Origin of the sequence: Flagellimonas sp. HMM57 (assembly GCF_021390175.1) — a bacterium.
Taxonomy (GTDB): domain Bacteria; phylum Bacteroidota; class Bacteroidia; order Flavobacteriales; family Flavobacteriaceae; genus Flagellimonas.
Window position 1 is genome coordinate 3,190,320 of sequence record NZ_CP090004.1, and the last position, 19,522, is coordinate 3,209,841.

At 40.1% G+C, this 19,522-nt stretch carries 13 protein-coding genes; 12 read left to right on the forward strand and 1 reads right to left on the reverse strand.

Annotation, left to right across the window (positions count from 1 at the left end; translation table 11 throughout):
• Complete coding sequence (locus LV716_RS14145) at positions 1 to 1,095, forward strand: hypothetical protein (RefSeq protein ID WP_163418437.1); 1,095 nt, start codon at positions 1 to 3, stop codon at positions 1,093 to 1,095.
• On the opposite strand, the gene LV716_RS14150 is transcribed toward LV716_RS14145, so the two are convergent.
• On the reverse strand, positions 1,092 to 1,796 hold the full coding sequence (locus tag LV716_RS14150) for a sulfite exporter TauE/SafE family protein (RefSeq protein WP_163418438.1): 705 nt from the start codon (positions 1,794 to 1,796) through the stop codon (positions 1,092 to 1,094). The genes LV716_RS14145 and LV716_RS14150 overlap by 4 nt on opposite strands.
• A 247-nt stretch (positions 1,797 to 2,043) precedes the next feature.
• Here LV716_RS14150 and LV716_RS14155 point away from each other — a divergent pair, with 247 nt between their 5' ends.
• The 11 genes from LV716_RS14155 to LV716_RS14205 all read left to right on the forward strand — a co-directional run bounded on the left by LV716_RS14155 (position 2,044) and on the right by LV716_RS14205 (position 19,488).
• On the forward strand, positions 2,044 to 2,292 hold the full coding sequence (locus tag LV716_RS14155; RefSeq protein WP_163418439.1) for a hypothetical protein: 249 nt from the start codon (positions 2,044 to 2,046) through the stop codon (positions 2,290 to 2,292).
• A gap of 416 nt (positions 2,293 to 2,708) precedes the next feature.
• Positions 2,709 to 5,072: a TonB-dependent receptor gene (locus LV716_RS14160; RefSeq protein WP_163418440.1), complete on the forward strand. Its 2,364-nt coding sequence runs from the start codon at positions 2,709 to 2,711 to the stop codon at positions 5,070 to 5,072.
• Between the two features lie 153 nt (positions 5,073 to 5,225).
• A complete protein-coding gene (locus tag LV716_RS14165; protein ID WP_233759144.1) occupies positions 5,226 to 5,666 on the forward strand; it encodes a thioredoxin family protein in 441 nt (146 codons plus the stop codon).
• 125 nt (positions 5,667 to 5,791) lie between these two features.
• The gene (locus LV716_RS14170) at positions 5,792 to 6,799 is read left to right on the forward strand and encodes a LacI family DNA-binding transcriptional regulator (RefSeq protein WP_163418442.1); all 1,008 of its coding nucleotides are present in this window, start codon (positions 5,792 to 5,794) and stop codon (positions 6,797 to 6,799) included.
• Between the two features lie 213 nt (positions 6,800 to 7,012).
• Positions 7,013 to 8,233, forward strand: coding sequence for a DUF6786 family protein (locus LV716_RS14175; RefSeq protein ID WP_163418443.1), 1,221 nt, complete (start codon positions 7,013 to 7,015; stop codon positions 8,231 to 8,233).
• A 9-nt stretch (positions 8,234 to 8,242) separates the two neighbouring features.
• A complete protein-coding gene (locus LV716_RS14180; protein ID WP_163418444.1) occupies positions 8,243 to 10,015 on the forward strand; it encodes an L-fucose isomerase in 1,773 nt (590 codons plus the stop codon).
• 63 nt (positions 10,016 to 10,078) lie between these two features.
• Positions 10,079 to 11,377 carry an L-fucose:H+ symporter permease gene (fucP, locus tag LV716_RS14185; RefSeq protein WP_163418445.1) on the forward strand — a complete coding sequence of 433 codons (1,299 nt, stop codon included), beginning with the start codon at positions 10,079 to 10,081 and terminating at the stop codon, positions 11,375 to 11,377.
• A gap of 20 nt (positions 11,378 to 11,397) precedes the next feature.
• Positions 11,398 to 13,065 (forward strand): ribulokinase, encoded by a 1,668-nt coding sequence (locus LV716_RS14190; protein ID WP_163418446.1) that lies wholly within the window; start codon positions 11,398 to 11,400, stop codon positions 13,063 to 13,065.
• Positions 13,066 to 13,299: 234 nt separating this feature from the next.
• Complete coding sequence (locus LV716_RS14195) at positions 13,300 to 14,736, forward strand: sulfatase (RefSeq protein ID WP_163418447.1); 1,437 nt, start codon at positions 13,300 to 13,302, stop codon at positions 14,734 to 14,736.
• Positions 14,737 to 14,947: 211 nt separating this feature from the next.
• Positions 14,948 to 18,025 carry a TonB-dependent receptor gene (locus LV716_RS14200; protein ID WP_163418448.1) on the forward strand — a complete coding sequence of 1,026 codons (3,078 nt, stop codon included), beginning with the start codon at positions 14,948 to 14,950 and terminating at the stop codon, positions 18,023 to 18,025.
• A 17-nt stretch (positions 18,026 to 18,042) separates the two neighbouring features.
• Positions 18,043 to 19,488: a RagB/SusD family nutrient uptake outer membrane protein gene (locus LV716_RS14205; protein ID WP_163418449.1), complete on the forward strand. Its 1,446-nt coding sequence runs from the start codon at positions 18,043 to 18,045 to the stop codon at positions 19,486 to 19,488.
• Positions 19,489 to 19,522 lie beyond the last annotated feature (34 nt).

Here is a 19,522-nt window from a genome sequence, read left to right on the forward strand (position 1 = left end):
ATGAATTTTGAAACCCTTGGCCCCCATGTTAGCAATTCCTATATTTTTAAGGGTTCCGAACAAATACCTTTTTTAGCTCCAAGAGGGGTGTTTACGGCTAAAAATCATTTGTTTGTTTCGGATACAGGTCGAAATCGTGTTTTTATTTGGCACAAGGTTCCAAAGACAGAGTACCAAGAACCAGACGTTATTCTAGGGCAATCGAATATTTTGGAAACCGGTCGAAATTCCGATAGTGGTGTAACTTCCCAAACTTTGCATTATCCTTCTGGAATATGGAGCGATGGAACTATATTGATTGTTGGTGATGCATGGAATCATCGTGTATTGATTTGGCATGCAATGCCAACACAGAATGGACAACCTGCCGATGTGGTGTTGGGTCAACCCGATTTTGAATCCAACCAGCCCAATTTGCATGGTATTGGAACAGACCCCACGGCAAAATCCTTAAATTGGCCGTATGGTGTTTTTTCAGATGGAAACAGGTTATGGATTGCCGATACGGGAAATCGAAGAATCCTGTTCTACGAGAACATTCCAAAAGATAACTTTTCTGCGGCAGACCAGGTTATAGGAAAACTGGATTTTACTACACGGGACTATGAGAATAATGAACCGGTATGGCCGTATTCTGTTAAAGTCAATGCAAAAAATCAAATGATCGTTGCCGATACCCAATTCTATCGCAACCTCTTTTGGAATGATACTGATGACGCATTTTCAAAACCGGCGGAGGTAATTATTGGTCAGCAGAATTTTGACGCCTGTGGACAAAATCAATTTGGCTTGTTTCCCTCATCCAAATCCTTGAATTGGACGTACGATTCCTGTTTCTATAAAAATGGGTTACTGGTCAATGATACAGGTAATAGCAGAATTCTCTGGTTTGAAGAAATTCCGGATAAAAATAACGCAGAAGCTACGTCGGTCATTGGAAAACGTGATTTTAAAACAGGAAGTGAAAATAAAGAGACTTTAATGGGAACATCTAGCTCTTTGTACTGGCCTTTTTCGATTACAACAAACAACAAACAACTTATTATTGCCGATACGGGAAACCATCGTATAGTAATTACCGATTTGAATTTTTAGAAGCTAAGATATATCCAATAAATTCCTATTGCAATGGCAAAAAGTCCTCCAGACAGGCGAACCGTTCTAAAAAGGGATTGGTCGTTTTTGCTTTTTGAGTAGTTGGCAAGCAATCCCAATACATATGTATAGATGGTCATGGCTACAACCGTACCTAGTGCAAATCCCAAAATGTACTGGATGCTATCAAACTGATTTTTAAAACCTAAAACGGGAAGCAATAGCACAAAGTGTGCAATTCCGGCTAGGCCATGTAAAACCCCAATTCCAAAAGAAGACCATAAGTTTTGCTTGACCTTTTTTTGGTGTGAATGGCTATGGTTCAATTCGTTTGCCCCATGTTTATGCTCATGAACGTGGATATAAGGTTCTTCACCATCATGAATATGGGGATGCTTGTGATGCTTGCTTTTATAGAAAATATGGAATAGTGCCCAAAGTCCAACTGCAACCAAAACAAACCCGACCAATTGTTCGCTATGTTCAGAAATCTGCTCAATGGGTATAAATTCTTTGAACAAGAGTAATAGTAAGCCAATGAGCAACATCCCTCCTAAATGGCCAAATCCCCAAACCAAGCCGATTTTCCAAACTTTTCGCCTAGTTTCAATGGCCAATGGTGTAACGGCCGCCAAATGATCAGGTCCAGAAACTACGTGCAGTAACGATGCAAAAAAACCAGCAAATAAAGGAAAACCCATGAGTTAGTTTAGAATCAACAATTTAAGGATTTCTATTTTAGAATGATATCATAAAACCTAAAATATTGTAGGATGTTTTTATACGGCAACTACCTCACATTATGAATAGATTTTATTGATATGAAATAGATTAATATAGTAAGGCTATTTTAAAATAATCTAAATTGATATTGCTGAAAACCAGTTATTTAAATTGTTTCTAACAATGCCCAATCTTAATTTTATAATGAACTTAAAATAGGTTGTTATGGCAATAAGATTAGGAAATAGTTGTATTAATTGTGAAAACTTAGTTGAAGGGAACACCTGTAAGGTACACGGTGTTAAAGTAGGCAATAGTTATACCTGTGATAGCTTTGAAATGAAGCAGGTACTTAAGAACGATACGAATTGTGTAACATGTGTTCGCTTTGAAGCGAGTGATTGCGCAAACCCACAAAAAGCAGCTCCTGGAATGTCCTGTAACCAATGGGCACCACGGCAGGCTTCAGCTTAAAACAGAACTACAAAATCATTGGAAAGAAGGTCAGTTTGAACAGCTGGCCTTTTTTATTGCAATAAACTACTTCAATTTCAAACTTGCACAAAATAGTATAGTCTGCATATGATTTTTTTGTGCAATGATTTTTACTATCTCTCTATATTATTTTAGAACTAATTCGGGTCAGTTTTTTAGCAGCTATTCAGTTACTTTTTTGTACTTCAAGAAACTATTAGCTCAAATTTTCATGTATCTATAAACAGGATCTTGGAGGGCTAAACTAGTTTTTGCTTGTCCAAAACGAAGATTTGTGCTATAATTTTTCGTCTTTATAATGACTAATAAAGATTCATTATAAATTAATTTTCCGTGTAAAAATATTTTATTAGTTTTGTCTAAAAATAATTTATGATTAGGTTAAAATTAAATATATGCGCCTAAAAAAATACTTTTTGCTATGCTTTATTATTTCAAGTTTAAGTATTTCTGCCCAAACTGACCAGGCGATAATTAAAGGCCACGTCACTTCTAGTAATGAGGCCATACCTTTTGCTACCGTTTTTGTGAAAAATGGTGCGGAAGGAACTACTACTAATAGGGAAGGCTATTACGAATTGAATGTAAATCCAGGTGAACTTACGTTGCAAATCAGCTCTCAAGGTTATAGAAAAACGACCAAAACCATAGTGGTAGCAGCAAATGAAGAGGCCACGCTAAATTTTGAGGTTATTGAAGATGCCTTGGGGTTGGATGAGGTCGTTATTAGTGCCACCAGAAATCGTGTGGAACGTAGAAGCGCTCCCGTTGTTGTTTCTACCTTAAAACCAAGACTGTTGACCGCAACCCAATCCATTACATTGGCCGATGGGCTCAATTATGCACCTGGAATACGCTTGGAGACCAACTGTCAGAATTGCGGATTTACCCAAGTACGCTTAAATGGTCTTGATGGAGGGTATACACAGGTATTGTTAAACAGTAGGCCCGTATTCAGTTCGTTGGTTGGGGTCTATGGCTTGGAACAGATTCCTACCAATATCATTGAACGGGTAGAGGTGGTTCGTAGCGGCGGTTCTGCACTTTATGGTTCAAATGCCATTGCAGGAACGGTCAATATCATCACTAAAGACCCTATTCTGAATACTTGGGAAATCGCTACAAATTTAGCTCTTGTGGATGGTAAGACAGCCGATCGTATCCTTACCTTCAACACTTCTGTTGTAGCGGATGATTTGAATAGCGGCTTTACCCTTTTTGGAACATATCGAAATCGCGAAAGTTATGATGCGAATGATGATGGATTTTCAGAGCTTGTTGAACTACGAAATAATACTGTTGGAGCTAAAGCCTTTTTAAGACCTACAGACCGTAGCAGGATTTCGGTGAATCTAAATGCAATTCGAGAGTATAGAAGGGGAGGTGATCGTTTGGATTTAGCTCCACAATTTACGGATATCACGGAAGAACTGGATCATGATACCTTTATTGGAGGAGTCGATTATGAGTTGGATAGTAAAGACAAAACAGCAAAATACCAGATTTATACTTCAGCTTCTTACACCAATAGGGATAGTTACTACGGGGGGCTTGGTGGTGGAAGAACCCGTCAAGATAGTATTTTGGCAAACAACGCCTTTGGCAACACGAAAGATTTGGCATGGGTAAATGGGTTACAGTATACCAAGACATTTAAAAATGACGATGTACTAACGGTCGGGGGTGAGTTTAACCATAATGAAACAGAGGATATCATAGAGGGCTATGACAGATTGATCGATCAAAGCGTTAACGCCTTAGGAGGGTATTTTCAGTATGAATGGAAGCCTACTGAGAAATTAAGGGCCTTAATAGGTACTCGATTGGATAATGTGACCGTCGATGGTGATTTTTCCATCGGGGGAATTGATAGAGGAGTGGATATCAACCAAACGGCAATTTCACCCAGGGTTACGCTCTCTTATCAATTTACAGAAGCATTAAAATTGAGAGGTGGCTATGCTCGGGGATTTCGTGCACCACAGGCCTTTAATGAAGATTTGCATATATCGAGTGTCGGAGGAGAACCCCAGTTCGTCATTCTTTCCAATGACCTGAATACCGAGTATTCCAATGCATTTACAGGCTCTCTCAATTACTCTAAATCAGTCGGGTTGTTACAAATGGATTTTTTGGTTGAAGGATTCTATACAATTTTGGAGGACCCGTTCACATTAGTGAGCACTGGCGCGGTTTTGGACAATGGTTCTATTTTGGAAGAAGTACGGAATGGTTCTGGCGCGAAGGTATACGGTACCAATTTTGAGCTTGGGGTTTCTCCAGACCCCAGATGGCAATTCCAATTGGGAGGAACACTACAAAAAGCGGAATATGATGAACCCCAAATATTGTTCGAGTCCGATGGAACCCCGGGTGAGTCGGATATTGAAGTGAATGAGTTTGTAAGGACGCCCAATCTCTATGGCTATCTAAATACTACATGGTTGCCAAACGAGGCCTTTAATGTAGATATTACTGGTACATATACTGGTGGAATGACAGTACCTTTGGTTATAAGTGACACCGGATTTTTGCAGTTGAACGAAGTAGATTCCTTTTTCGACTTGAACATCAAATTGGAATCGCATGTTGACTTTAATGAAAACTTTATGATGACTTTTTCCGGTGGGATAAAGAACATATTCAATAGTTTCCAAGACGACTTTGATATAGGCCCTACAAGAGATTCCGATTATATTTATGGGCCTAATGCCCCAAGGACCTTTTTTATAGGCGTAAAGTTTGGAAAATTACATTAGAACAGTTGATTTGTTGAAAATTAAGTTTAATAAAAAGGGTTGCTTATTTGTATCTTGAAAGAATTGGTAATTCAAAAGCAATGATAGTTGGTGACCCTTTTTTCGACAGTAACTACTATGAATTTTAAGAATTTCTTATTTTTTGGTTTTTACATGCTCTCAATACATATTGGGATTTCGCAGCAGGATGAAATCAATTGGTTGAGTTTTGAACAATTGGAGACTGCTCTTGCTGAAAAACCTAAAAAAGTTTTCATCGATTTTTACGCTGACTGGTGTACTTATTGTAAAAAGATGGATAAAGCCGCATTTCAGAATCCTGAGGTTATTAAAAGACTAAATACAGCGTATTATGCCGTCAAAATGAATGCAGAACATAAAGACAGTATACAATTTGGCGGTGATGTTTTTTATAATAAAGAATTGGGTAAAAAGCGAAATCCTACCCATGAAATTCCTTTATTGCTGGCATCACGGGAAGATGTGCCATTTTCATTGCCCGCAGTATTGGTTTTGGACGAGTATTTTCAAGTTAAAGCCCGATATTTTGAGTATTTATCACCAAAAAAAATGGTGAAAATCCTATCTGAATGACTCTATTTCAAACACTTTTTTGATAAGTTCCTTCTTATCTTGGCTATCGGACAGAATTCTTGTGGTATTGAAACTTCAAGCAAGGAGCTTCAGAATTTTAACCTTTGATCCATTATATTTGAAGCATGCAGAAAAGGGTTTCGCTAAAAGATATTGCAAAAAAAGCAGGAGTTTCCATTGCCACGGTATCTTATGTGCTGTCCAAACAAAAAAATAGTGGCGTTAGCCAAGAGGTTTCGGATAAGATCAGAAAAATAGCTAAAGAACTTAACTATAGGCCCAACCAGATTGCCAAAAGTCTTCAGAGTGGCAAAAGCCATACCATTGGATTGATTGTAGCCGATATTTCCAATCCTTTTTTTGCCCAGATTGCAAGAATTGTAGAAGACGAAGCAAAAAAAAATGGGTATACCGTAATCTTTGGAAGCTCGGACGAAAAAGCTTCAAAATCGGGAGACCTAATAAAATTTTTGTTGAACAGGCAAGTGGACGGTTTTATCATTGCACCTTCAGAAGCTTCGGAAAATCAATTACAACAATTAAAGGAACAAAAAGTACCTTTTGTACTGATTGATCGTTATTTCCCGGATATAGAAACCAATTTTGTCGCAATAGACAATCAAAAAGCTGCTTTTGATGCCGTTAACCGATTAAAAAAAAATGGAAAAAAACGGATTGGTATGATTGCTTATGATACGCAATTGCATCATATGAAAGAACGGGTAAGGGGTTTTAAAAATGCTATAACAGCCGAAGAATACCAAGAAACATTGCTTCAAAAGGTCGAGTTTTCAAAGATTAAGGAAGGCGTTCCAAAAGCCATTGAAGCATTATTGGGAAATGAAAATTCTGTAGATGCCATTTTTTTTGCGACCAACACTTTGGGCATAACGGGCCTAAAGTATCTTAACGAGCGCAACATAAACGTTCCCGAAGACGTTGCTGTTATCGTTTTTGATGAAAGTGAAGCATTTGATTTCTTTTATTGTCCATTGACCTATGTGAAACAACCTTTACCAGATTTAGCCAAAAAAGCGGTAAATGTACTTGTGGAGGAGATAACCAAACCAAGTAAGAACGTATCCAAAATAAATCTGGATGCCGAATTGATTGTGGGGAATTCTTGTAGATAGTTAAATCTTTGACTAAAAAATTATTGGGAAACTAGAGTTCAAATAATTTGGGTTATGGAATATTTGATTTGTAACTTAAACGTTTAAGTAATATATTTGATTGCGTAATAATCAATTCAAATATAAAACTCCTCAAATATTGTAAAGGATATGGCTCAACTCAAAAACTTATGCTCTAAAGAATAATTCTGAAGTAAATCAGACGTGATACTCATGAAAAAAACACCTATCATTCTTGTATTCTTAATAGCTATTGCTCTTTCCTGCAAGGATAACAAAGAAAATAAAAAACAAAAAATGCCCACGACCATTGACCAACAAGGAAGCTTCGCATACGATGAGAATTTTTTAAAGAAATGGGATGAGAATCTGGTCATATTGGAATCTGATGAGAATGTGGTTCTTGTTTCGGGTAAATATCAGGCAAAGGTGTTTACATCCACAACTTCTGGGCGAGAGGGCAGAAGCCTGGGCTGGATCAACTATGAAGCTTTTGGAAAGACAGATATGCATATGAATGCCTATGGAGGAGAGAATCGCTTTTGGTTAGGGCCCGAAGGCAATGCTTTTTCTCTTTTCTTTAAACCTAATGATGAAATGGTCTTTGATAACTGGAAAACTCCAGCTCCAATCGATAGTGAACCTTGGAAAACTGTCGAAAAAACCAACACTTACGTTACTATGGAGTCCAACATGGATCTAAAGAACTATTCAGCTCATAAATTTAAAATCAAGGCAAAAAGGAAAGTCACCCTACTTACCCTTAATCAGATTGAAGAACTGCTCCAGATTCAAACATCTGATTTGAAAATAGTGGGTTATAACACGGAGAATATGATCACTAATGTGGGAAGTGAAGCATGGACAAAAAAAACCGGTGCTCCGTGTATCTGGATTTTAGATATGTTCCCACCATCCGACAATACTAACATTGTCATACCATACAAAACTGATGCAATAGGTGAAGTTGCAACGACCGATTACTTTGGTGAGATACCAGACAATCGAGTTACCTATGGCGATGGAGTATTATTCTTTAAAGCGGATGGAAAGTCGCGGGGGAAGTTGGGGATTTCACCACAAAGGGCCACCAATGTGGCAGGTAGTTATGATGCTGTCAATCAAATATTGACCATTACACTTTTCGAGGTAGATGCTGATGCTGCCTATCTTAATCAGGAATGGAACCTTGATGCAGATCCGTTTAAAGGCGATGCCATAAATGCATATAATGACGGGCCTTTGGAAGACGGCTCCCAAATGGGACCCTTCTACGAAATTGAAAGTGTTTCCCCAGCGGCTTTCTTAAAACCGCAAGAATCTTTGATGCACAATCATGCCGTTTTTCATTTTGTTGGTAAAACCGAACAACTGGAAAGCGTGGCCAAATCAGTTTTTGGTGTCACTTTAAAAGAAATTACAAACGCATTATAAAGCAAAAAAATGTCCGAAAATAGATATCCGAAAATAGGCATTCGTCCTATAATTGACGGCAGATTGGGAGGGGTACGGGAGTCTTTGGAGTCCACCACTATGAACTTGGCAAAAACCGTTGCAAAATTATTTAGTGAAACGTTGAAATACCCAGACGGCAGCTCCGTGGAATGTGTGCTGCCAGACTTTTGTATCGGCGGTGTTAAAGAGGCGGTCGAATGTGGTGAACTTTTCAAATCACAGAATGTTGGAGTATCACTTTCAGTGACCCCTTGCTGGTGCTACGGTACAGAGACTATGGACATGGATCCCTTAGTGCCCAAAGCTATCTGGGGATTCAATGGTACCGAGCGCCCAGGTGCAGTGTATTTGGCCGCTACTCTGGCTGCCCATAACCAAAAAGGATTACCTGCTTTTGGAATTTATGGAGAGGATGTACAGGATTTGGATGATACAACGATAACATTGGATGTGAAAACAAAATTACTGCAATTTGCCAAAGCAGGTCTTGCAGTTGCTATGATGCGGAATAGAAGTTACCTAGCTATAGGAAGTGTATCGATGGGCATTGCAGGGTCTATGATAGACCCCGATTTTTTTCAGGACTTCTTGGGGATGCGGAATGAATATGTGGATTCCACCGAAGTCCTTAGACGCATTCAAAACAAGATTTATGACAAAGAAGAATATCAAAAAGCATTGCAATGGACAAAAGCAAATTGTAAGGAAGGTACCGATTTCAATGTAGATGAAAAGCAGCGTAGTTCTGAGGAAAAGGAACAAGATTGGGAATTTGTGGTAAAAATGACCCTGATTATACGTGATTTAATGGAAGGCAACCCTAAACTTAAAGAAATGGGTTTTGGTGAAGAAGCGTTAGGACATGATGCCTTGGTATCAGGGTTTCAAGGACAACGACAATGGACCGATTTTCTACCTAACGGCGACTTTTCCGAAGCCATTCTCAATTCCTCGTTTGATTGGAACGGTATTAGAGCACCTTATATGGTAGCAACTGAAAACGATGCCCTTAACGGAGTTTCCATGCTGTTCAATTACCTATTGACCAATACGGCACAGATTTTTGCCGATGTACGTACATACTGGAGTCCTGCAGCCATTGAACGCGTCACAGGATGGAAGCCTGAAGGCATCGCTTCAAACGGTTTCATCCATTTGATAAATTCAGGTTCTGCGACCTTGGACGGTACTGGGCAACAGTCAAAGGATGGAAAGCCCATGATGAAACCGTTTTGGGAAATCGACCAGAAAGAAGTGAACGCTTGTTTGGAAACGACTACATGGTATCCTGCAAACCTGGGCTATTTTAAGGGAGGTGGTTTTTCCTCGAATTTTCTCACCAAAGGTGGTATGCCAGTCACAATGTGCCGTCTCAACTTGATCAAGGGTTTGGGACCTGCACTTCAAATTGCAGAAGGATATACTATTGATTTGCCCGAAAACGTACATAATATTTTGGATGAACGGACCGACCGAACCTGGCCAACAACATGGTTCGTGCCCAAAATAACAGGTCATGGCCCATTTACGGATGTGTATTCCGTTATGAACAATTGGGGAGCCAATCACGGTGCCATTAGCTACGGTCACATTGGTCACGAATTAATTACCCTATCGTCTATGCTAAGAATTCCAGTATGTATGCACAATGTTGAAGACGAACGTATTTTGAGGCCTTCGGCATGGGGTGCGCATGGAATGGACAAAGAAGGTGCCGATTACAGGGCTTGTGAAAATTATGGTCCATTGTACGGAAGATGATACGTTTAGCAACAAATAAGGCTCATACTGAGCGTAGTCGAAGCAAACAACCAACAACGAACAATGACCAATAAACAAGAAAATACTTCCAAGGGCATTCCAGTTATCATGAGGGGCAGCAAATGGCCTTTCATACTAATAACCAGTTTGTTCTTTTTATGGGGATTGGCCAATAATATGACAGATACTCTTCTGGCGGCCTTTAAGAGAATCATGAGTATGACCGATTTTCAGACCTCATGGATACAAATGGCATTTTATGGTTCCTATTTTTTATTGGCGTTGCCCGCAGCGATTCTTATTAAAAAGTATACCTATAAAAAAGGCGTATTGGTGGGTTTGGGTCTTTTTATAGCTGGTGCGCTTCTTTTTTATCCAGCTAGCTTTACCATGGTCTATGGGCATTTTTTGGCAGCACTATTTATTTTGGCGGGCGGTCTATCTATTTTGGAAACTGCGGCAAATCCATATATTATTTCAATGGGCCCGGAGGAGACAGCGACCCGTCGGTTGAACTTGGCCCAATCCTTCAATCCCATTGGGTCGATAACAGGGATTTTGTTAAGCAAGTTCTTTATCCTTTCAAATCTAAACCTCCTAGATGCTGATGAAAGGTCCATGATGAGTCCAACCGAGCTCAACGCAGTACAATCCGAAGAGCTTGGTTCAGTGATGGGCACTTATGTGGGGGTGGCCTTTTTCTTATTAGTGGTCTGGATTCTGGTTCGGTTTACCAAAATGCCCATCGTAAAGCAAAAAACAAAACAACTTGATATTGGAGGTTCCATAAAACGTTTATTGAGCAACCGTAACTATTGTTGGGCTGTAGTAGCTCAGTTTTTCTACATGGGCGCACAGATAGGCCTATGGTCCTATACGATAAGATATGTAATGCAAGAACTCCAAAAAAACGAAGATGATGCCTCAGTGTATTATTTGGCATCTATCATATTATTTTCAGGTTCTAGATTTGTATTTACCGCCTTGATGAAATTTATACAACCAAGGCGATTGTTATCCTTTGCTGCAATTTTGGGTGCAATATGTACGCTCGTGGTAATCTATGGCAACGGTTTTATTGGAGTGATTTCGTTGGTACTGGCCTCAGCTTGTATGTCACTCATGTTTCCAACAATCTATGGTCTCGGTATGCAAAAATTGAGTGATGATGCCAAAATTGGGGGTTCGGGCTTGATTATGGCAATTCTAGGTGGAGCGGTACTAACAGGTATTCAGGGAGTTGTGTCTGATAAAACAGGGAGCATCCATTTTTCATTTTATGTACCATTGTTATGTTTTTTGGTCGTGGCCCTGTATGCGTGGGTTCAAAAAAGCCTACAGCAAAAGATAGTATCACCGTAAGAAATAGATGAAGCAATAAAATGGGAAAAGAACATTATGTCATAGGAATCGATTTCGGGACGGCATCAGTACGTGCTTTGTTGGTAAATGCGCTTACAGGTGAAGAAATTGCAGTTTCGGAATTTGAATATCCAAGGTGGAAAAAAGGAATGTATTGCGACCCTTCCAAAAATCAGTTTAGACAACATCCTTTGGATTATCTGGAAGGATTGGAACATACCTTGAGAGATGTGGTCCAAAAAGGAGGTAAGGACATAGCGGAAAATGTCAAGGCCATTTCAGTGGATACAACAGGATCTACTCCAGTTGCCGTTGATGAAACTGGAATGCCTTTGGCATTGAAGGAAGAGTTTACCGAAAACCCAAATGCCATGTTCTTCCTGTGGAAAGATCATACCGCAATACAAGAAGCAGAGGAAATCAATCAAAATGCTAAAAAATTCAAACAGGATTACTTAAAATATTCGGGAGGTATGTATTCCTCAGAATGGTTTTGGGCAAAACTGTTGTATGCGCTTAGACATGATGAAGCCGTAGCCAAAGCATGTCGTTCATGGGTGGAACATTGCGATTGGATACCGTTTCTATTGACAGGAGGAAAGGATGTAAAAAAAATAAAGAGAGGAGTATGTGCTGCCGGACATAAAGCGTTATGGGCAGAAGAGCATGGAGGTTTGCCTGAAGCAGCCTTTTTTCTAAAATTTGATTCTGCCTTGGGCAAGCTAGACCACCCACTTTTTACGAAAACCTTCTCTACAGATAGCATAGCTGGAGATTTATGTCCCGAATGGGCAAAAAAGCTGGGTCTCTCAACCAATGTATCCGTAGGTATTGGAATATTGGACGCCCATGCGGGTTCCGTTGGTGGGCAAATAGCGCCATATTACTTGAGCAAGGTCATCGGTACGTCTACATGTGATATGTTGGTTGCCCCAATATCGGATAAACTCAAGGTGATACAAGGTATCTCTGGACAGGTAACAGGTTCAATAATCCCTGGAATGATAGGATTGGAAGCAGGACAGTCCGCTTTTGGGGATGCTTATGCTTGGTTCGAAAAATTATTGACAGAAACAGTACGCACAGCTATAGAAGAAAGTGCTGTTGATGTAGAAGCGAAAACAGTATTACTAAAAGAAATCGATTCAAATATTTTAAATAGACTGGGCAAACAAGCTGCCAAATTACCCATTGATGTACATTCCGAACTTGCCGTAGACTGGTTTAACGGAAGACGGACTCCAAACGTCAATCCATATGTTAAAGGTGCCTTTCTCAATCTTGACCTCGGCAGTAATGCAGCGAGCATGTACGGGGCATTGGTAGAGGCCACATGTTTTGGGTCAAAACAAATTGTAGATCATTTTGTAGCCAATGGTATCCCGTTAAAAGGAATCATCGCTTTGGGGGGAGTGGCCAGAAAATCGGATTACGTCATGCAGACCATGGCAGATGTACTCGGCCTCACCATCAAAGTGCATAAATCAGAACAAACCTGTGCTACTGGAGCGGCCATGTTTGCCTCCGTAATTGCTGGCATACATTCCAATGTCGAAGAAGCCATGCGAGTTATGGGGCAAGGTTTTGATGCTGTATATCAACCCAACAAAAAGAATACTGAGCTATATAGTAAACGCTACACAATGTACAGGACTACAGGTGATTTCTTGGAGAAGAAGATCAACTGATTGACCTTGAAAACCAAAAAGTATGAAGGTCAGTGGATATATATTAAATGGTCTGGGAACAGGAGACTGAGCGTAGTCGAAGCTGCTATTGATAGGCAAACGGTTCCCGATTACGATTGAATCGATACTGATTCGATTTTCAATCAATAGCTATTGAATGATCTTTATAAATTCGGTACATTCGTTGGAGCTACTAGAATATTTACATGATTTCAATAACTAAATGTATCAAAAATGGGAAACGGCAGAATATGCAAGCTCGTTTTCGTAGTATTTGTAGTAGCGTCCATCAACCTATCCTGCAATACACGGGAAGAAGAAAAAAACACTGATCAAGAGAGCCACACCAATTTCATAGTCATCTTTGCGGATGATTTGGGATATGGTGACTTAGGCTGTTATGGAAACCCATCTATTAAAACCCCAAACTTGGACAGATTGGCTCACGAAGGTCAAAAATGGACAAATTTCTATGTATCGGCAAATGTTTGTTCGCCTTCCAGAGCTTCTCTGCTTACAGGAAGGTTGCCCATACGAAATGGGGTATACTCGCAAACGCGAAGGGTATTTTTTCCTGATTCCGAAACAGGGCTTCCCCAAAGCGAAATTACAATAGCTGAATTGTTAAAAACAAAGCAGTACAATACAGCATGTATTGGAAAATGGCATTTAGGACATAATGATGGGTATCTGCCCACCGATCAGGGGTTCGATTATTTTTATGGACTGCCCTACAGTAACGATATGGATCGTGTTGCAGATATAGGTCATGGAAATGCATCTTTGAATCCAAAAGTGGAGTACTTCAATGTTCCGTTGATGAAAAACAAAGAAATTATAGAGCGGCCTGCGGATCAGTATACCATAACCAAAAGATATACGGAGGAGTCCGTAAAATTTATCAAGGAAAATACCGATAAACCATTTTTCCTATACTTGGCCCATTCCATGCCACATGTTCCTCTTTTTGCGTCCCAAGATTTTCAAGGCAAAAGTAAAAGGGGGTTATATGGCGATGTAGTGGAAGAAATCGATTGGAGTGTTGGAAACATTATAGAGACCTTGAAGGAAACCGGGTTGGATGAAAATACCTTGGTAGTTTTCACTTCGGATAATGGTCCTTGGGCCATCATGAACGATCACGGTGGTAGTGCAGGAATGTTATATGGGGCAAAAGGGACCAGTTATGAAGGCGGGGTTAGGGAACCTGCAATTTTCTGGGGACCAGAATTGGTGAAACCAGAAGTGGTCTCCAAAATGGGAAGTACCATGGATTTATTGCCGACATTCATGAATTTGGCTGACATTCAATTACCAACAGACAGAGTATATGATGGATTCGATATCACACCGGTTTTGAAGGGCGAAGATGAAAATCCAAGAAATGAACATCTCTATTATCACGGTACTATTCTATTTGCCGCAAGAAAAGGCGATTACAAAAAGTATTATTATAAAAACAACCCAATGGGTTATCCAGAACGAATGGAAAAATTGGATATGCCCGAATTGTACAATGTGCAGACAGACCCTTCCGAACGGTTCAATGTTGCCAAAGATTTCCCTGAAATCCTATCGGAAATCGATAAGATGGTCGATACCCACATGGCGACCGTCATCAAGCCCGAAAGCGAACTGGATAAATTTCCTAGAAAGAACAGACCATTTTGAAATCCTTGAAAGTAAATGGAATAGTATAAAAATGAAAAATCGTCATTTTTATACGATAATAATGTTAAAGTGATATATTTAAACGTTTAAGCATTGTTTAAATAGGATTTTTATGTTAGGTTTGTGTTAATAGTTTAAATTTTTTTAAAATATTACTTAAACGTTTAAGTAAAATACTACAAGCACACTGTTTTAACTAAACCAAAACAACATGAAGCATACTTACGAAAAGATAAGTGCCCATTCACGCTGGCTACCTTATCCTAAAAATTACTTCGCTTTTTGGGCTGTTTTCTTTCTCTTTGCAGGAACAATTTATGCATCGCCCATTGCGTTTTCGCCCCTAATTCCAAAAATGGAGCTACAACAAACAGTAATGGGAACCGTAACGGACCAGAACAATGTTCCATTGCCGGGTGTTACAATATTGGTTAAGGGAACTACATCTGGAACTGTATCTGATATTGATGGAAAATATACAATAGATACAGCTTCTGATGGTGTTCTTGCTTTTTCATACATAGGGTTTCGCAGTATTGAAGTGCCTGTTAGGGGGCAGTCGGTTATCGATGTAACCTTAGAAGAAGATCTTGAAAATTTGGATGAGGTCGTTATAATCGGATATGGTTCGGTCAAGAAAAGTGACTTGACAGGTTCCGTGTCTTCCTTAAGTGATGAAAGCTTCAATACGGGGGCACAGGTGTCCGTGGAGCAATTGATACAGGGGAGGGCTGCAGGTGTTCAGATAACTCAGGCAAATGCGCAGCCAGGTGGAGCATTTTCCATCCGGATTCGTGGTGCAACTTCCATCACGGCAGGAAATGAACCCTTGTTTGTTATTGATGGTTTGCCAAGTCAGCCGCAAAATGCCATCAACCCTGGTGATATTGAATCTATAGAAATTCTTAAGGACGCGTCCGCCACAGCAATTTACGGTTCGCGAGGAGCAAATGGAGTAGTATTGATTACTACTAAACAAGGTAAGGCTGGAAAGCTTCGGGTCGATTATGAAACCTATGCTGGTTTTCAAGAGGTTGAAAACCGATTGGATCTCTTAAACACCCAAGAATACATTTCCTTTATCAATGGCATTCGTGCAGACCAAGGCCAAGAACCTCAGTTTTCCCCTGAGGATATTACGGCAATCGGCGCAGGAACAGACTGGCAAGATGCTATTTTTAGGTCCGCTTTCGTACAAAACCATCAATTTTCGGTGTCTGGGGGGTCTGAACAGACCAAGTTTTATACTTCCTTAAACTATTTTGACCAAGACGGTGTCGTTATAAGTTCGGGAATAAAACGCTACACAGGGAGAGTAAACATCAATCATACTGGAGACAGATTCAATTTTGGCGTCAATCTGAACACTTCCGTAGTTGTTAGTGACAATGTACCTTTGGGCAATGGTATAAATATTGGTGCAGGAACAATCGGTACGGCGCTCCAATTTGATCCTACTTTGGCCATTTTTGACGAAAACGGGGACTATGTACAATCACCAAACCTTGATTTAAACAATCCAGTTGCATTAGCAGAAACCATAGAGCCAAGGTCAGAAACGGATAGGACCTTTGGAACCTTCTTTGCCGAGTACGAATTTTTTAAAGGGTTTTCGGCCAAGGCCAATTTTGGTGTAAATCGGAGAAATATTAGATCAGATTTCTATGCTGCTCCGGTTACCAAGCGTGGACAATTAGGCAATGGATCGGCAAGTATCAATCACGCAAGGAATACAAGTTATCTAGCTGAACTAACGGCGAGTTATGATAAAACTTTTGGTGAAGATCATTCCTTAAATGCTTTAGCAGGCATATCCTATCAAGAATTTAATTTTCAGGGTTTTAATGCTGGGAGTCAAAACTTCCCTACCGATCAGTTTGGTACTGATAACTTGGGTGCTGGCGACTTGGAAACCTATACTGTTGGTTCAAGCAGAAATAAAAATCAATTGTTATCTTATATTGGTCGCGCCAACTATATTTATAAAGACCGTTATCTAGTTACCGCTACCGTTCGTGCCGATGGTTCTTCACGTTTTGGAGAGGACAACAAATACGGCTATTTTCCTTCAGTTGCCTTAGGATGGAAAATGAACAACGAATCGTTTCTACAAAATGCAACGGCTATATCGAATCTCAAGCTTAGGGTCAGTTATGGTATTACAGGTAATCAAGAGATAGGGAATTATACTTCATTGGTATTGTTGGGGACCTCTGGTGATGCCGTTTTCGATGGAGAACGATTCACGAGTATAGCTCCCTCAAATCTTGCCAATCCCGATCTAAGATGGGAGGAGACGGCACAATTCAATGTAGGTTTGGATTTTGGACTGTTCAACAATCGGATTTCGGGAACTTTGGATTATTATACCAAGGAAACCTCCGACCTGTTGTTGAACCTGCCCATTCCACTTACCACTGGTTTTGGTTTTACCCAGGAAAATGTTGGAGATACCAGTAACCGTGGGTTTGAAGTGCTTTTGGAAACACAGAACATAGTAGGTGATTTCAACTGGACAAGCACCTTCAATTTTGCTACCGTAAGGAATGAGGTGACCAATTTGGGGGAATTACCCTTTATTTTACAGGGAAACCTTAGGTTTCTGAATGATTTTACCATACTAAGGGAAGGAGACCCGTTAAATTCATATTGGGGTTACCGGACCGAAGGTATTTTTCAAAATCAGGAAGAAATAGATGCTTCGGCGCAACCGGGTGCAAGCCCAGGAGACCTCAAATTTGTCGATACTAACGAGGATGGATCCATTGATCCGGAGGATCGCGTTATTTTGGGGAATCCCTTTCCTAGTTTTACATTGGGTTTAAACAATTCATTTTCCTATAAGGGCTTTACCTTGGACTTTTTCTTTGAAGGCGTCTTTGGCAATGAACTTTTAAACTTTACACGGGTAGATTCTGAAAGTCCATTTTCATTACTCCGTAACAGACAGAGTTTTGTACAGGACAGATGGACCCCCGATAATACTGATAGCCAAAATCCTTCTTTTCTGACTTCATTGGGTGGACGCGCCGTTAACGACAGGGTCGTTGAAGATGGTTCTTACATCCGCTTACGTAATCTAAGGATAGGCTATACCTTCCCCAATGGAAGCATAAAGGGCATAGAGCGTTTGGGCATTTTCGCTAATGCGCAAAACGTATTCACGATTACGGATTACAGCGGATTTAACCCAGATGTAAGTTCATTTGGAACATCCAACTTACGGTTGGATTATAACGCATATCCTCTTGCACGAATAATAACATTAGGATTTAATATTGGATTTTAATAAAAAAAGATAGACTCATGATACTCAAAAGAAAATACTACTTTTTTATAGTAAGCTTGTTCTTTCTATTACCTAGTTGTGAAGGACCTTTAGAAGAAGAAACATTCACACAATTGGGGCCTTCCAATTTTTATGAAACCGCAGAGGATGCCGAAGCCTTATTGAACTCTGTCTATGCAAATGCAAGAGGATATCGAGATGTATTGAGGGATTACCTGACTTTTGGCGAAATGACCACCGATTTGATGATTTCTCGACAAGGAGCGATTAACGCCAACACACAACCTATAGAAGATTTTCTGTTCCCGGAAGACCATCCATGGCTTTTAAGCCTTTGGGCCAAATTTTATAGTTCCATTTTTAGGGCAAATACGGTGTTGGAACAAGTTCCAAATATTGATATGGATGAAACCCGGCGGACTCAGATAGTTGCCGAGGCACGATTTTTAAGAGTATTCAGTTATTATACGTTACACGATCTTTTTGGAACCGTTCCTTTAATATTGACGAGTGAGACCACAGCTTCGGATAGGCCCAGCAGGGCAACCCGTGAGGAGTTTGATACATTTATGATAACTGAATTTACAGAAGTTGCGACCATTTTGCCCCCAACGCAGGAACAGTATGGCCGTGCTACCAGAGGTGCCGCATTGGGTTTATTGGCAAAATACCATTTGAATCAGAAATCTTGGCAAGAAGCTGCCGATACTGCTTTGGAAGTAATGGATTTAGGTGTTTACGGTATTTTTGCTCAAGGTAATAGAGCGGAACTCTTTGCCTTGGCCAATCAACGATCCAATGAGTTTATCTGGGTGTTTCCTTTTCCGGATGTACCCACAGGAGATTTGGGCAATACCTATCTCAGTCATGCAGCCCCCCCGGGATATCAATTTGAATTTCCGCCAAAAGTAAACTTTGCCGCCCAGTTCAAATTACTGTCAAGTTTTGTAGATTCTTTTGCTGGGGAAGACGAACGTTTGGATGCCATTTTGTTCGAGTATACCAATGGAGGTGGCAATTTGGTACAACTTGGGAACGATGACAAACGTAGTTTTAAATACCGTGAGGACCCCAATGGTATTGGAGATGTAAGCGGAAACGATTTCCCCATTCTTCGCTATGCCGATATTTTGATGTCCAGAGCAGAGGCCTTGAACGAATTGCAAGGTCCCAATCAGGAATCGATTGAGCTAATTAATCAAATTCGGACTGCTGCAGGTTTGGAGGCTATCAGTTTGGCAGACTTTGCTTCAAAAGAAGCGCTGCGTGATCAAATCTTATTGGAACGAAGCTGGGAATTCCATACTGAAGGATTACGTCGTCAAGACCTTATCAGACATGGCAAATTTATTCAACTGGCACAAAGCAGAGGAAAGGCGGCACAAGATTATCAAGTGTTATTTCCTTTGCCCCAAACAGAAATCGATAAAAATCCGAACCTAGAACAAAATCCTGGATATTAGCTTGAAATTAACAATAGATTTAATTTTTAGAAAC

Bases quoted from the DNA above. Each gene is read 5' to 3' on its own strand.
- LV716_RS14145 (WP_163418437.1), top strand. From the start codon at position 1: ATGAATTTTGAAACCCTTGGCCCCCATGTTAGCAATTCCTATATTTTT.
- LV716_RS14150 (WP_163418438.1), bottom strand. From the start codon at position 1,796: ATGGGTTTTCCTTTATTTGCTGGTTTTTTTGCATCGTTACTGCACGTA.
- LV716_RS14155 (WP_163418439.1), top strand. From the start codon at position 2,044: ATGGCAATAAGATTAGGAAATAGTTGTATTAATTGTGAAAACTTAGTT.
- LV716_RS14160 (WP_163418440.1), top strand. From the start codon at position 2,709: ATGCGCCTAAAAAAATACTTTTTGCTATGCTTTATTATTTCAAGTTTA.
- LV716_RS14165 (WP_233759144.1), top strand. From the start codon at position 5,226: ATGCTCTCAATACATATTGGGATTTCGCAGCAGGATGAAATCAATTGG.
- LV716_RS14170 (WP_163418442.1), top strand. From the start codon at position 5,792: ATGCAGAAAAGGGTTTCGCTAAAAGATATTGCAAAAAAAGCAGGAGTT.
- LV716_RS14175 (WP_163418443.1), top strand. From the start codon at position 7,013: ATGAAAAAAACACCTATCATTCTTGTATTCTTAATAGCTATTGCTCTT.
- LV716_RS14180 (WP_163418444.1), top strand. From the start codon at position 8,243: ATGTCCGAAAATAGATATCCGAAAATAGGCATTCGTCCTATAATTGAC.
- fucP (WP_163418445.1), top strand. From the start codon at position 10,079: ATGACCAATAAACAAGAAAATACTTCCAAGGGCATTCCAGTTATCATG.
- LV716_RS14190 (WP_163418446.1), top strand. From the start codon at position 11,398: ATGGGAAAAGAACATTATGTCATAGGAATCGATTTCGGGACGGCATCA.
- LV716_RS14195 (WP_163418447.1), top strand. From the start codon at position 13,300: ATGGGAAACGGCAGAATATGCAAGCTCGTTTTCGTAGTATTTGTAGTA.
- LV716_RS14200 (WP_163418448.1), top strand. From the start codon at position 14,948: ATGAAGCATACTTACGAAAAGATAAGTGCCCATTCACGCTGGCTACCT.
- LV716_RS14205 (WP_163418449.1), top strand. From the start codon at position 18,043: ATGATACTCAAAAGAAAATACTACTTTTTTATAGTAAGCTTGTTCTTT.